This window comes from Alcaligenes sp. EGD-AK7 (genome assembly GCF_000465875.3).
Classification (GTDB): domain Bacteria; phylum Pseudomonadota; class Gammaproteobacteria; order Burkholderiales; family Burkholderiaceae_B; genus Alcaligenes; species Alcaligenes phenolicus.
The window spans coordinates 56200-69937 of record NZ_AVOG02000056.1 but is presented as its reverse complement, the minus strand read 5'-3'; the positions used below and the strand labels follow the sequence as shown (position 1 = coordinate 69937).

Below are 13738 nucleotides of genomic sequence, written 5' to 3'. Positions count from 1 at the left end.
TATCAGCCTTCAGTAGCGACGTTGGCATCCACTACCGTGACCGCCGTCATATTGACGATACGGCGCACCGAAGAAGTGGACGTCATGATGTGAACCGGTGCTCGTGTCCCCAACAGGAAGGGGCCGATTGCCACGTTACCACCGGCAGCCGTCTTGAGCAGGTTGTAGGCAATATTGCCTGCCTCCACGTTCGGGCACACCAGCAAGTTCGCCTCGCCAGTCAGGGCCGAGGTGGGCAGGATTTGATGGCGGGCCTTTTCATCCAGCGCACAATCGCCGTGCATTTCCCCGTCCACTTCCAGACTGGGGTCCAGCTTGCGCACACGCTCCAGCGCACCCCGCATGGTGACGGCGGCAGGCGAATCATTGGTGCCGAAGTTGGAGCTGGACAGCAAGGCCACCTTGGGTTCGATATTGAACTGACGCATCTTGCGAGCTGCCGCCAAGGTGATCTCGGCTACCTGATCCGAATCGGGATCGTGGTTCACGTGCGTGTCCGTCAAGGCCACGGTACGCTCGCTAAGCAGCAGAATATTCATGGCCGCATACGTTTCCACGCCGGGTGCCTTGCCAATCACCTGATCGACCAGCTCCAGATGGTTCTCGTAACGGCCCACCGTGCCACAGATCATGCCATCAGCATCACCCAGGTGCAGCATCATGGCACCGATCAAGGTTGGGCGACGACGCATTTCCACACGCGCCATCTCTTTACTGATACCGCGACGGGACATGATTTCCCAATAGCTGGTCCAGTAACGGTGGAAACGATCATCCTGTTCGGGGTTGGTCACTTCCACATCAATGCCCAAACGCAGGCGCAGGCCATAGCGTTCAATACGCTGCTGCAGGACAGCCGGACGCCCCACCAGAATCGGGCTGGCCAAACCTTCATCCACAATAATCTGCACGGCGCGCAGCACACGCTCGTCCTCGCCCTCGGTAAAGACCACACGAGACTTGGCGCCGTCCTGCACCAGGCCACGGGCCAGCGAATAGATGGGCTTCATGAAGGAGCCGGACTTGTAAACGAACTGACGCAGCTGATAGATATAGCTTTTCAGGTCCGCAATCGGACGCGTCGCCACGCCTTCCTCCATCGCTGCCTTGGCAACGGCAGGAGCAATGCGGACGATCAGGCGCGAGTCAAAAGGACGGGGAATAAAGAAGGAGGGCCCAAAAGACACTTCCTCCAGCCCATAGGCAGCCGCAACCCCTTCGTCCTGCTCTTCGCGTGCCAGCTGACAAATGGCCAGCACAGCGGCTTTTTCCATGCCGCGTGTAATCGTGGTGGCGCCTACGTCCAGCGCGCCACGGAAGATATAGGGGAAGCACAGCACGTTGTTGACCTGGTTCGGGTAATCCGAACGGCCAGTTGCCATGACCACGTCGTCGCGCACGGCGTGAGCGTCTTCGGGCAGAATCTCGGGGTTAGGATTGGCCAGGGCCAGAATCAATGGCCGGGCGGCCATCTTCTTCAACATTTCGGGCTTGAGCACACCACCAGCGGACAGGCCCAGAAAGACATCGGCCCCATCAATCACATCATTCAGGGTACGGGCATCGGTCTGTTTCGCGAAGCGGGCCAGCTCGGGTACGGGATTGCCGGGGCGGCCTTCGTACAGCACACCATCAATATCCGTCACCCAGATATTTTCCAGCGGCAAACCCATATCAATCATCAGGTCCAGGCAAGCCAGCGCGGCCGCACCGGCCCCAGAAGTCACCACCTTGACCTGCTTGATGTCTTTTTCAACAACGCTCAAGCCATTCAAGAAGGCTGCTGTCACACAAATGGCGGTGCCATGCTGGTCATCGTGAAAGACAGGAATGCTCATGCGCTGGCGCAGCTTGCGCTCCACCTCGAAACACTCGGGTGCTTTAATGTCTTCCAGATTGATGCCGCCAAAGGTCGGCTCCAGACCTGCAATAATGTCCACCAGCTTGTCTGGGTCGGTTTCATTGATCTCGATATCAAAGACATCCAGACCCGCAAAACTCTTGAACAGCACGGCCTTGCCTTCCATGACCGGCTTGGAGGCCAGCGCGCCAATATTGCCCAGCCCCAGCACCGCCGTGCCGTTGGAAATCACCCCGACCAGATTGCCCCGACCGGTATAGCGGAAGACATTTTGCGGGTCGTTGACGATTTCCTCGCACGCGGCCGCCACACCGGGCGAATAGGCCAGTGCCAGATCGCGCTGGTTGGAGAGTTGCTTGGTCGGCGTGACCGATAACTTTCCGGGCCTGCCCTGTTCGTGATATTCCAGGGCTGCTTTCCGAAAATTGGCGTCCATGCTTATACCTACCCAAAAATCCATTCAAAACGGACCGGGATCGCCAGAGCGTCGCCATTGCCTGTCAACGTGAATTCAAACAAGCGCGTGGCTTGATACGCTGAATGCTGTTCTCGTCTCCGAAACCCCGGTCACCTTGCCTGGCCCTCAAGGCCAAAGCAAGGACCATTCTAGCCCTTGAGTTACAACATGGGTCAAGCACAGGCCAGGACAAACTTATAGCGTTTGGCCCGGATAGGAAAATCGGTCCGCTGGATCAAACAGCGCTTTGATGCGGCTATCCACATCCTGAGCTTGCCAGGGCTGCTCCTGATTCGGCCAGGACCAGTCTTGCGGGTCCGAGCCGCTTAAAACGGCATCATCCAGCACCAGCCATTCCACCCAGGCCAAATCACCGCCGTGGCCCAGCATCAGATGAGCCAGATTGATGCCCTCGCCCTCAAGCGGCTCCAGCGCATCCAACCTATAGCGGCAAGGCCATTGTTCCTGTCTCAAGGCCTGCGTTTCGGATTCGCCCATCAATTGGAACAGGGCCGGAATCAACTGCTGCATGCGCAGGCTATCAAGCGGGTTGCGGTTTTCCTGACCAAAGGGACCCAAGGCTGCCTGCGTGTTGTCAGCCAGAATGACCGAGCAGTGCAATACGCCCGACAAGGCAGTGCGACCTGTGGGCCAATCATGCTGGCGTCGATCCGCCAGCCAGGCGGCCACGGTCATCCCGGCAGGCGCATTGGCCAGTCCTTGAAAACCTTTGGCTTCCATTTCACCCAGCAGACAGCCAGGCTGAACAAACCAGCGATTGGAGTTGGGTTCCAGACGGTCGCAGCGGGCCATCTGTCGGCCCGGTGCCAGAACAATCAAGGGTCCATCGGTTTCACTGGCCTGCGGCACACCTTCCAGACACACCGTCACACCGTACTCGGCGGCCAGCGTCAACACCATATGGACATCCGCGCTGGAGGCAGGCTCCAGACGAGCCTGCTCGTGATCCGGTTCCGCACTGAGTTCTGACCACTCACCTTGAACCCGAGCTTTCAGACGTGAGCAAAATGTCTGCCACGCTGTTTGGGGAGGACGACGTCCCATCAAAAATGCACGCCGCGACGAAGAAACCATAGACTTTTCCTGCAACAAACCTAAACTTGAGTCTCACTGGCCCGACGGTTTGTACCCCTACAGGGCACACGCACATGCCACAGCCACCTGACGCCCTTTTGAGCAAGGTCCTACAATACACTTTTTACCCGAGATTTGCCGTATGTCCCGCCTCGCCAGTCGTACCGAACATGTTCTTCCTTTTCATGCTGTTGAACTCTTCAAACAGGCTAATGCCCTGAAGGCCACGGGCCGCGACATTATCAGCCTGGGCATAGGCGAACCGGACTTCACCGCCCCGCAAGCCGTGGTCGATGCGCTGCATCAGGCCAGTAATCAAGGCTTGAGTCAGTACACCGCCCCTGCCGGTCTGACGGCTTTACGTGAACGCATCGCCCTGTATTACGAGCAGCAGTTCCAGGCCCGTGTCGACCCTTCGCGTATTGTGGTCACGGCCGGCGCATCCGGTGCCCTGTCTCTGGCTACGCTGGCTCTGATCAATCCTGGTGACGAAGTGCTGATGCCCGATCCGTCCTACCCGGCCAACCAGAACTTCATCATGGCAGCCGGTGGTACGGCCCGCCTGATCCCGGCCTCGGCGGAGGAACGCTTTCAACTAAGTGCCCAGCATATTCGCGAGCACTGGGGCCCCAAGACCCGCGGCGTTCTGATTGCGTCGCCCAACAATCCCACCGGCGCAACGATTTCCCGCCTTGCCCTGCAAGAACTGATCAAGGAAGTGCGCGCCCGTGACGGCTTCATCATCATGGACGAGATTTATCTGGGTCTGTTTTATGAAGAAGCACCGCTCAGCGCCCTGACCCTGGATCAGGACATTATTGTTATCAATAGCTTTTCCAAGTACTTCCACATGACGGGCTGGCGTCTGGGCTGGTTGATCCTGCCCACCTGGATGACAGAGGCTTGCGAGCGCATGGCTGCCAGTCTGGCAATTTGCGCTCCCTCCCTGGCCCAACATGCCGCCCTGGCCTGCTTCGAGCCTGAAACCATGGCGATTTATGAAGAGCGTCGCCTGGCCTTCAAGCAGCGTCGTGATTATCTGCTGCCCGAGCTGGAGCGTCTGGGCCTGCGCGTGCCCGTCCGCCCTGACGGCGCTTTCTATATTTATACGGATATTCGTGAATACAGTCAGGACAGCGATGCCTTCTCGCAGCAACTGCTGCACGAGGCCGGAGTGGCCGCTGTGCCGGGCCGGGACTTCGGTACGGCCCACGCACCTTATACCTTGCGCCTGTCCTACGCCACTGGCATGGACCGCTTGCAGGAAGCGATCAGTCGTCTGGGACAATTTCTGGGCCGCTAAACCCGGCATCGTTTCAGTCTGCCGGGCAGTGCAGCCCGACACCAGTAAAGTATTTCGGGCCGCAAGGCCCGATTTCTTTTTCCATTCAGACCACTTAGCGTGCCCGGATCGGAATGCCCGAGGCCAAGGCAATACGGCGACGTTCAGCCAGCACCTTCGCGCCATAGCCGCCATCGCTAGGCCCGGTTGCGCCCACATAACAGGCCAGGCCACCTTCAAGAGACCCTCGGCGGCGAATACAGTCCGACAGAATCTGCGCACCCACCCGAATATTTGCCTCGGGGCTCAGCACCGCCAACGTCCCTTCCATATAGATATCGAACTTCTCTTTATGGACTTTGGTCATCACCTGCATCAGGCCCTGCGCACCTACATGACTTTCCGCATAGGGGTTGTAGCGTGACTCAATGGCGATCACCGCCAGAATCAGTTGCGGGTCCAGGTTCTTTTCCTTGCCAACAATAAAAGCGGTGTGGATCAAGGCCCCCGCCACCGAATAGGCAATCTTGTACTTGCGCGCCAAATAGCTGCGCAAGGCCTGCTGCTGAGCCGCCGTGACGCCCGCAATGGGCTGCCCGGTGACCGAAGCACGCAGGTTCTTCATAAAGCCCTGATAAGTAGAGACAGCTTGCTGCTGTTCTGTCTGGCTCAAGTCCTCGCCCTCTTCGGACAGGTTGGGCTGTGTCTTGTCCGCTGGCCAGACCGCCTGGCTGTACGCATCGTATTTCACCGCCTCGGGGCGCAGGGTTTGCACGAGACCGGTATAAAGCTGGTTAAACTGAGCGCGCATCGACGGCACAACCACACAGGCTGCAATCGTCACCAGTACGGCAATGCCCAGGTACATGGCACACACGTGCACAAACTCACCGATGCGATACGTCAGGGTGCGGGCCGAGCGACTAAGTACATAGTCCATATCTTGGAAGCCCATGGGATCATCCTTAGTATTGCTAACTGCCCGATGTTAACCTTAGAACCTGTTCAAGGTCTTAACCAAAAATATCTGCAAGCGGAGCCCCGTTCTTCTGTGAAATACCGTGACTTGAGAGACTTTATTGCCCAGCTGGAAGCCAAGGGCGATCTGAAGCGGATTACGCAGCCAGTTTCCACCTCGCTGGAAATGACTGAAATCAGTGACCGGGTACTGCGTGCCGGTGGACCGGCGCTTTTGTTTGAAAACGCCCAGCATCAAGGCTCCAAAGCCGCCATGCCTGTCCTGGCCAATTTGTTCGGCACGCCACAACGCGTCGCCTGGGGCATGGGTGCACAGGATGTGTCGGCATTACGCGACACTGGCGAACTGCTGGCCAATCTGAAAGAGCCACAGGCCCCCACCGGAATGCGTGATGCACTGTCCAAAGTGTCCATGCTCAAGTCCGCCCTGTGGGATATGAGCCCCAAGAATGTCCGCTCTCCCGCGTGCCAGGAAGTAGTGCTGGAAGGCAAGGACGTGGACCTGAACCAGATCCCCTTGCAGCTGTGCTGGCCCGGCGACGTGGCTCCTTTGCTGACCTGGGGCTTGGTGATTACCAAAGGCCCTCATGCCAAGCGTCAGAACCTGGGTATTTACCGTCAGCAGCTGATTGGCCGTAACAAGCTCATCATGCGCTGGTTGTCCCACCGTGGCGGTGCCTTGGACTTCCGCGATCATGCACTGACCAACCCCGGCAAACCTTTCCCGCTTGCCGTTGCCCTGGGCACCGACCCCGCCACCATTCTGGGTGCGGTCACCCCCGTGCCCGATAGTCTGTCCGAATACCAGTTTGCCGGTTTGCTGCGCGGCTCGCGCACCGAAGTGGCCAAAGCCCTGGGTAGCGACTTGTCTGTCCCCGCCTGGGCCGAGATTGTGCTGGAAGGCCATATCCTGCCCAGCAATCACCCGGATGCCCTGGCCCCCGAGGTGCCTGAAGGGATGAAGCCGCCCGCAGACAGCAGCTACGAAATGGCACTGGAAGGCCCTTACGGCGACCACACCGGCTACTACAACGAGCAGGACTGGTTCCCGGTCTTTACTGTCGAGCGCATCACCATGCGCCGCAACCCGATTTACCACAGCACCTACACCGGCAAGCCGCCCGATGAGCCTGCCGTTCTGGGCGTTGCGCTGAACGAAGTCTTTGTGCCCCTGCTGCGTAAACAGTTGCCTGAAATTGTGGACTTCTACCTGCCTCCCGAGGGCTGCAGCTACCGCCTGGCCGTGGTGTCAATTCGCAAGCAATACGCAGGCCATGCCAAGCGCGTGATGTTTGGTGTCTGGAGCATCTTGCGCCAGTTCATGTACACCAAGTTCATCGTGGTGGTGGACGAGGATGTGAACACGCGCGACTGGAAAGAAGTGATCTGGGCCATGACTACCCGTATGGACCCGGTACGCGATACCGTGCTGGTGGAAAACACGCCTATCGACTATCTGGACTTTGCCTCGCCCGTTTCGGGACTGGGCGGCAAGATGGGCATGGATGCCACCAATAAATGGCCCGGAGAAACCCAGCGCGAATGGGGTACGCCTATCCAGATGGATGAGTCCACCAAGAAGAAAGTGGACGATATGTGGAGTTCGCTGGGGCTGTAAGCCAGAACGCGCCTTCATATGGCGCATTCCAAAAACAAACAAAGACCATCACCGCAACGGTGCATGGTCTTTGTTTTATTCTGCTCTTCAATGCGGGCCAGTCAACGCTACGCCCGAGGCCAGTATCAGGTCGGCGAGGCCAAAGGCTCCACCAGTTCAATCAGGTACTCATCCGGGTCAAACACAAAGGCAATCGTGCGTTTACCGTGATTCATCTGCTTGGGAGGCGTCTTGATCCTGACGCCCTGCTCCTCCAGATAACGCACCGCCTGATACACATCCTGGACCATCAAGGCCAGATGACCAAAGGCCCCGCCCTTTTCATACGGTTCTTTTTGATCCCAGTTCCAGGTCAACTCCAGACTGAACTGCGTGCTCTGATCAAAGCTGAGAAACACATTGGTAAAGCGGCCGGACTCATAGTCCGTGTGGCGCACCACATGCATGCCCAGAATATCGCGGTAGAACGCCAGGGATCGCTCCAGATCCAGGACGCGCAACATGACATGATCAAGGCCAAACTGTATTTGGGAAGTGCTCATAGCAAGGGGTAGAGGGTTGAAAATTGCAATGTAGCAAAACCGCCATCCTTGCATCATGACCGCTCATCAAGGGTCCATGAGAAATACTCAAGCCTTACGCACTGGCTGCCATCAGCTCCGACGAGATGGTCTGAATGAATAAAGGCACACAGGGATTGGCATTGCTTTCCTGCCACATGATGTTGATGAAGGACTGCGGATGCTGGCCCGACAAGTCCAGATCAATCGCCACCAGATCACGGTGTACGTACTTGCGCAAGGACTGCGACAAAACGGCAATGCCGATATTGGCCGCCACCATGCTCATGATGCCGGTAATGGTGCTGGCTTCCTGTACGGAATTGGGATGGAAACCGGCATGTCGACACAGGGAATAGAAATAACGCCGCCAGACCTGCCAATGCGTCTTGCTGCCCACCACAAAACGCTCATTGGCCAGTTCCACCAAGGGAATGGATTTTTCCTTTGCCAAAGGATGATCGCTCTGCAAAAGAACGATGGGATCATCACGACATACCGGCTTCCACAGCACGCCCAGTTCCTCGGGGTCATCAGAGAAAGCAAAGCCAAAGCCCAGATCCAGACTGCCCTGCTGCAAGCCCTGTATTTGCTGCTGCGTGGGCATATATAACAAATCGGTTGTGATGTTCGAATACTGCTGCTTGAAGTGTTCCAGCGTTCTGGGCAGCACGTCCTGCACCGCATAGTCGTTATAGGCAATGATCAGGTGTCCGATATCGCCAAACTTGGCTTTCTGAGCCAGCTCGATCCCGCGCTCCAGATGCACAAAAACCTGTTCGATTTCCTGCAGCAATAAAAAGCCTGCCGCTGTGAGCTTGACCTGGCGGGTGCTGCGTTCAAACAGGTCCACCTGCAAATCATCTTCCAGTTTTTTGATGATGCGCGTCAGGCCCGGTTGCGTGATATGCAGCAGCTCCGCCGCCTTCTTGAAATGCAACTGTTCGGCCACCGTTTTAAAGGCGCGCAGGTGATGCAAATCCAGGCGTGCGGGAATCATGGTTTCGCTCATATTTTAGATTGATAACATCGCGATCAATAATAGTGCGCGAATAGTGAATGGACAAGCAATTTGCAGAGGATTAGCTTATCTAGCACGCACTGGATGGCGCTTTGCAAGCATGCCAGGACCGGATGCCCAGCCCCACGGAAAGGAGGAACTCATCCTGTTGCAGCCGATGCTCTAGCCGAGCTCTCAACCAATACCAAGAAAAGATAGACACGTAGAAATAATAAAAAAACCAGCTACCCCCACAGGGTTTGATTTCAAAAAACAGATAGTCCCAATACTTGAGGAGACATAAGTATGCAAAGGGAAAGCACCGTGGCCGAATCGGAACATACCGATACGGGTCACATCAAGAAAGTAATGATGGGTTCAGCGGCCGGTACGATCGTTGAATGGTTTGACTTTGCCTTGTTCGGCTATATGGCCGTCTACATCGCACAAAACTTCTTCCCCTCGGAAGACAAGATGGCGGGCCTGCTGGCCACCTTTGCCGTATTTCTGGTGTCCTTTATTGTTCGCCCCCTGGGCGGCATCTACTTTGGCAGGCTGGGCGACCGCATTGGCCGCAAGAAGATTCTGGCCCTGACTGTCTTGCTGATGTCCGGGTCCACCGCCGCCATTGGTCTGATTCCAACCTATGAAAGCATTGGCATCTGGGCTCCGGTTCTGCTGATCATCATCCGCTGTATTCAGGGGCTGTCGGCCGGTGGCGAATATACGGGCGCCACCATCTACACCGTTGAACACAGCCCCATGAACAAACGCAACTCCTACGCCTGGGCCATGTCCGGTGCTACATACTTTGCGTTTGCACTGGCAGCAGGGATCAGCGCCGGCCTGGCCGCGATTGTCGGTACCGAGGCCATGGGCGATTGGGGCTGGCGCACCATCTTCCTGCTGGCCGTTCCCATGGGCATTGTGGCCTTCTTCATTCGGGATCATCTGGCCGAGTCGCCCGAGTTCCAGCAAATGCGTGCGGAGAAAAAAGGCCAGCTCAGCTACAGCGCGTCCCAGGTCTTCAAGGCAGAGGGTTCCAATATTGTGAAGCTGGGCGGCTTTATCGTGCTGTACGCCCTGTCCTTCTACATTTTCTCCACCTACATGAACACCTTCCTGCGCACGGTCATTGGCTTGTCCTCCGTCCAGTCCCTGACTGCGAACATGGTTGCCCTGCTGTTTGTCACCGCCCTGACCCCGCTTGCCGGTGTGATCTCGGACCGGGTGGGCCGCCGTCGCATGATGCAATTTGCCGCTGTCTGGCATGCGCTGTTCACCATTCCGGCCTATATGATCGTCAGCAAGGGAGCTTCGTTGGAGGCCGCCATTTTCGGCATGCTGATTATCGGTATTGGTCAGGTGGCAGCCAGCGTGGTGGCCGTCACCCTGCTCTCGGAGATGTTCCCGACCGACATGCGCTATACCGCTTCGAGCATGTGCTACAACATCACCTTCGCAATTTTTGGTGGCACCGCACCTTACCTGGCTATCTGGCTGACGGCGCAAACAGGCAGCTATCTGGCTCCCGCGTTTTACGTCACGGTGGTCGCGGTTCTGTGCTTTTTCTGGGTGACTGTGCTGATGCCCGAAACCGCCAACAAGCCTTTGCGCCGCTACCACACCGAACCGGCTCATGATGCCAAACCGGCTGTCAGCATGGGCAAGGCAGGCGCCAGTTAAGCCTTCTTTATTCCCGCTGGTTTTCCGCAATCAACAGCCCTGTAAAACAGGGCTGTTTTTTTATGGAAAAAGAGCATTGATTTACATTAAAAGCAATTCACATAAAGCTGATTCTGCCCATACAGAAACAGTATTCCCATACCGGCTTCTATAGAATAGCCTTCTATAGCCCGCGTCAAATATAGACTCACCTCCTGCCTTAAGCAGACTGAAGAATGCGCTTGCACTGCCCAAGGGATTTGCACCATGACCACCATCAGCCTTACCGACGTAACCGTAAGCAGCGACGCCGCCTCGCATGCCCAAGGGTGGCTGACGGTTCAATTCAGCAATGGCTACCGCATCCAGGCCTCCTGCCCCGAGAGTAATGACAACTGGGCTCAGGGAACCCGGCAGTTGTGCAAGCCAGAACATCACGACGGTCTGGCTCCCACGCAGGTGGACGAGCTGCTGATGCAAGCGGCTGACGATGGCAGCTATGTCGTCTTGCAGGCCACTTTACCCAAGACCTCCATTCCCATGACTTACGCCCGGCCCGCTGACGAGCACGTTTATATGGAGCTGTCCCATAAACAGCAAAGCGTTTTCAGCGCAGATTTTCTGGCCATTGCCGCGATTATTTTCGGGGCCTTGTATGGTTTGAAATGGCTCTTTGAAAAGTACCTGCTGCCCAAACTATAAAAACGCAGCCCAAAAAAAACGTCCTGTAAAAACAGGACGCTTAAAAGAAAAAAGAAAACTACACCGCCAGAACTGAGCTGCTGTTTAAAAAGCGCTGCTGCAACTGACGCGCCTGTAAAAGCAAAACATCATCCTGGTGCGGCTTTCCAATCAACTGCAAACCCATAGGCAATTTCTGGAAATACCCCAAAGGCAGGGACACCACCGGCAAACCCAGCAACTGCCAGGCACGACTCATGAAGGGTGCCCCTGTTCCTTCGGTTTTATAAGGCGCAACACCGGCTGCCGCAGGTGCCAGAATGAAATCCGCCCCACTATCTGCAAACCACTGCAGCATTGCCTGTTTGAGCGTGTCGGCTCTTTGCAAGGCAGCGATGTACTCCTTGTAGGGAAAAGCCAGACCCGTGCTCATCAAGGACTGCATATGGGCGCTCAAGGTTTCATGCTGCTGTTGCTCGTACACCAGATTCCGGGCCACTTCATAAGCCATGATCTGAGCATGCAAGGCCGTCAATTCAACAAGGGCGTCCTGCAAGGGAAAATCCACCAGCGTATGCTCCTGTTCCGACAAATCCTGCTGGCACGCCTGCAAGGTCTCCAGCATCTTGCCCTGAACTTCACCCAATGCCTGCCCGGAGAAAACACCGAACACACAAGCCGCCTGCGCTCCCGGCGAGCTCAGACTCAAGGGCTTGTGCAGCAGAATATTGCGCAGCAAGAGCGTGTCGAGCACGTCATTGCTGAGTATGCCCAGGGAGTCCAGAGACTGAGCCAGCGGCTGAATATTGCGCAAGGAAAACTCGTTCTTGCTACCTACATAGCCAATGCAGCCACAGTAGGACGCTGGCCGTATGACCGATGCCGCCGTCTGGGTCCCGAAGGCGACTGGCACCATGAAATCAGCCACGGCGGCAGCAGAGCCGCTGGAGGAGCCGCCGGGGGTGCGTTCGGCATCATGCGGGTTATTTGTCTTGCCAGCCTGAAAATAAGCGAACTCGGTCGTGACCGTCTTGCCCATCAAAATGCCGCCTGCCGCTTTCATCGCGGTAACGCAGGAGGCATCCATATCCGGAATCCGATCCTGATGAATAGCCGAGCCCATTGTGGTGGGAATACCGGCCGTATCAATGACGTCCTTGACCGCAAAGGGCAGACCCATCAAGGGCGAGGCCTTGTAAAAATCACTGCGGCTTTCGTACTCGGCCAGATAGTCGTCCTGATCAATCAGATACTGCCAGGCACCAATCTTGTCATCGCGTATGGCAATGCGCTCATAAAAGGAGGCCACGATCTCCGGCAGACTGGCTTCGCCCGTATGCAGAGCATGCAGCAATTGATGCAAAGGCAGCTTAAACCACTGTCGTTTCATGCTGCCACTCCTTGAGAGCTTGCAATAAAGAGGCATCCACCGTCGCCACCCCACCACCAACACGGCCACGTTCTCCGGCACCGTCAATCATGCCCAGCAGCACCAACGGCCCGGTATTGTTGGCAATCACTTGCGCAAAATTGCTAATACCATTGCGCCCGGCCAGAAAGGGCAAGCGGGTTTTCAGGAACTTGTTTTGACGCGTCAGGTAGTCCGAGGGTAGAAAGGCGTGCAGATTCCTGGCACTCATTCCCGCCAGATCCAGACACTGGCCACCCAGCCCTACGAAATCCACGACAGCACTATCGCCCAGGGCACCCAGTGCTTTTGCCTGCTCATTACCGGGCTCTTTATTGCCAGCAATAACAGGAGCGTCCGTAACCAGCCAAGTTGTGGAACTGGCCAATTGCAAACCAAAGCGCAAGCCATTACCGCCAACTTTAACGATGGCATCCGCGCCATCAGCAGGAGCCTGATTTGCCAGAATCAAGGCACTGGCGGCCATCCAGTAATTCAAGGCCCAGGCCATCGCGCCATATAGAAAGCTTTGGCTGGCGTCGTCATTAATGCCCCAGGAGACAATAATGTCGGCCAACTGCCGGGAGCCATGCAGGGTACGAGCATGACCATCATCACCATTGAGCAGGGAAGCCTGAACAATAGGAGCCAGATCTACCGGTCCCTGAAACTGTGCAGCCAGCCGCGCACCCAAACCCTGATGCAACCAACGCAGATGCGGCACCATTTCATCGGCAAAAATACCCAGGCGGGTACACCATTGCATGCCTTCATTCAGCACCGAGTACTTCTTGTTTTCGGGCTGATTACTGTCGCTGACCTCAATCAGATACATGGACGGCGTGACCACTCCGGCCAATGGCACCACCACGCCGTAATCCTGCGCGGGAGCCAGTTGCACGCCCCCTGCGTCCAGCAAGGCTTGCGCCTCTTGTTTGCTAGCTGCCCAGCCCTCATACAGAATGCCGATCAAAGCCGAATTTCGGATTGCGGCAGGCAACTCCTGTGCATCCCGAAACGGTGGCCCGGCATGCAGGACCAGGCGGCCTTGCGAGGGCAAAATGGATTGCAGAGGCCGGACCCCTGTCCAGGCGGGCATCACGGCCTGCGTCTCTACATGCTGAGCCATATCG

At 56.6% G+C, this 13738-nt stretch carries 11 protein-coding genes; 4 read left to right on the top strand and 7 right to left on the bottom strand.

All coding sequences use genetic code 11. The annotated features are described in order from the left end of the window. Positions 1–2 precede the first annotated feature (2 nt). Both N879_RS16040 and N879_RS16035 read right to left on the bottom strand, forming a co-directional pair. Positions 3–2297, bottom strand: a complete 2295-nt coding sequence (locus N879_RS16040; RefSeq protein ID WP_022983434.1) for an NADP-dependent malic enzyme — start codon at positions 2295–2297, stop codon at positions 3–5. 216 nt (positions 2298–2513) lie between these two features. After that, entirely contained in the window at positions 2514–3413 is a 900-nt protein-coding gene (locus N879_RS16035; RefSeq protein WP_009455144.1) for a hypothetical protein, read from the bottom strand. Positions 3414–3555: 142 nt separating this feature from the next. On the opposite strand from N879_RS16035, the gene N879_RS16030 reads away from it, so the two are divergent. Then, positions 3556–4716, top strand: coding sequence for a pyridoxal phosphate-dependent aminotransferase (locus N879_RS16030; RefSeq protein WP_022983433.1), 1161 nt, complete (start codon positions 3556–3558; stop codon positions 4714–4716). Between the two features lie 94 nt (positions 4717–4810). Here the strand turns inward: N879_RS16030 and N879_RS16025 are convergent, their stop codons facing one another. Continuing rightward, positions 4811–5650 carry a lytic transglycosylase domain-containing protein gene (locus N879_RS16025; protein WP_009455145.1) on the bottom strand — a complete coding sequence of 280 codons (840 nt, stop codon included), beginning with the start codon at positions 5648–5650 and terminating at the stop codon, positions 4811–4813. 96 nt (positions 5651–5746) lie between these two features. On the opposite strand from N879_RS16025, the gene N879_RS16020 reads away from it, so the two are divergent. Next, positions 5747–7291 carry a UbiD family decarboxylase gene (locus N879_RS16020; RefSeq protein WP_031232977.1) on the top strand — a complete coding sequence of 515 codons (1545 nt, stop codon included), beginning with the start codon at positions 5747–5749 and terminating at the stop codon, positions 7289–7291. Positions 7292–7416: 125 nt separating this feature from the next. On the opposite strand, the gene gloA is transcribed toward N879_RS16020, so the two are convergent. Together gloA and N879_RS16010 are read right to left on the bottom strand one after the other, a co-directional pair. Further along, entirely contained in the window at positions 7417–7833 is a 417-nt protein-coding gene (gene gloA / locus N879_RS16015) for a lactoylglutathione lyase (protein ID WP_031232976.1), read from the bottom strand. A gap of 94 nt (positions 7834–7927) precedes the next feature. Beyond that, complete coding sequence (locus tag N879_RS16010) at positions 7928–8851, bottom strand: LysR family transcriptional regulator (RefSeq protein WP_230940579.1); 924 nt, start codon at positions 8849–8851, stop codon at positions 7928–7930. A gap of 306 nt (positions 8852–9157) precedes the next feature. Between N879_RS16010 and N879_RS16005 the strand changes: the two genes are divergently transcribed. Both N879_RS16005 and N879_RS16000 read left to right on the top strand, forming a co-directional pair. Next, positions 9158–10537, top strand: a complete 1380-nt coding sequence (locus tag N879_RS16005; RefSeq protein ID WP_022983431.1) for an MFS transporter — start codon at positions 9158–9160, stop codon at positions 10535–10537. A 246-nt stretch (positions 10538–10783) separates the two neighbouring features. Next, positions 10784–11218, top strand: a complete 435-nt coding sequence (locus N879_RS16000) for a hypothetical protein (RefSeq protein WP_009455149.1) — start codon at positions 10784–10786, stop codon at positions 11216–11218. A gap of 58 nt (positions 11219–11276) precedes the next feature. On the opposite strand, the gene N879_RS15995 is transcribed toward N879_RS16000, so the two are convergent. Beyond that, on the bottom strand, positions 11277–12587 hold the full coding sequence (locus N879_RS15995; RefSeq protein ID WP_022983430.1) for an amidase: 1311 nt from the start codon (positions 12585–12587) through the stop codon (positions 11277–11279). Next, positions 12568–13734, bottom strand: a complete 1167-nt coding sequence (locus tag N879_RS15990; RefSeq protein WP_009455155.1) for an oxamate carbamoyltransferase subunit AllG family protein — start codon at positions 13732–13734, stop codon at positions 12568–12570. The genes N879_RS15995 and N879_RS15990 overlap by 20 nt, the downstream gene beginning before the upstream one ends. Positions 13735–13738: the final 4 nt, after the last annotated feature.

Excerpts from the sequence above, each read along its gene's own strand:
- N879_RS16030 (WP_022983433.1), top strand. The coding sequence starts at position 3,556 with ATGTCCCGCCTCGCCAGTCGTACCGAACATGTTCTTCCTTTTCATGCT.
- N879_RS16025 (WP_009455145.1), bottom strand. The coding sequence starts at position 5,650 with ATGGGCTTCCAAGATATGGACTATGTACTTAGTCGCTCGGCCCGCACC.
- N879_RS16005 (WP_022983431.1), top strand. The coding sequence starts at position 9,158 with ATGCAAAGGGAAAGCACCGTGGCCGAATCGGAACATACCGATACGGGT.
- N879_RS15995 (WP_022983430.1), bottom strand. The coding sequence starts at position 12,587 with ATGAAACGACAGTGGTTTAAGCTGCCTTTGCATCAATTGCTGCATGCT.
- N879_RS16000 (WP_009455149.1), top strand. The coding sequence starts at position 10,784 with ATGACCACCATCAGCCTTACCGACGTAACCGTAAGCAGCGACGCCGCC.
- N879_RS16040 (WP_022983434.1), bottom strand. The coding sequence starts at position 2,297 with ATGGACGCCAATTTTCGGAAAGCAGCCCTGGAATATCACGAACAGGGC.
- N879_RS16010 (WP_230940579.1), bottom strand. The coding sequence starts at position 8,851 with ATGATTCCCGCACGCCTGGATTTGCATCACCTGCGCGCCTTTAAAACG.
- N879_RS16035 (WP_009455144.1), bottom strand. The coding sequence starts at position 3,413 with ATGGTTTCTTCGTCGCGGCGTGCATTTTTGATGGGACGTCGTCCTCCC.
- N879_RS15990 (WP_009455155.1), bottom strand. The coding sequence starts at position 13,734 with ATGGCTCAGCATGTAGAGACGCAGGCCGTGATGCCCGCCTGGACAGGG.
- gloA (WP_031232976.1), bottom strand. The coding sequence starts at position 7,833 with ATGAGCACTTCCCAAATACAGTTTGGCCTTGATCATGTCATGTTGCGC.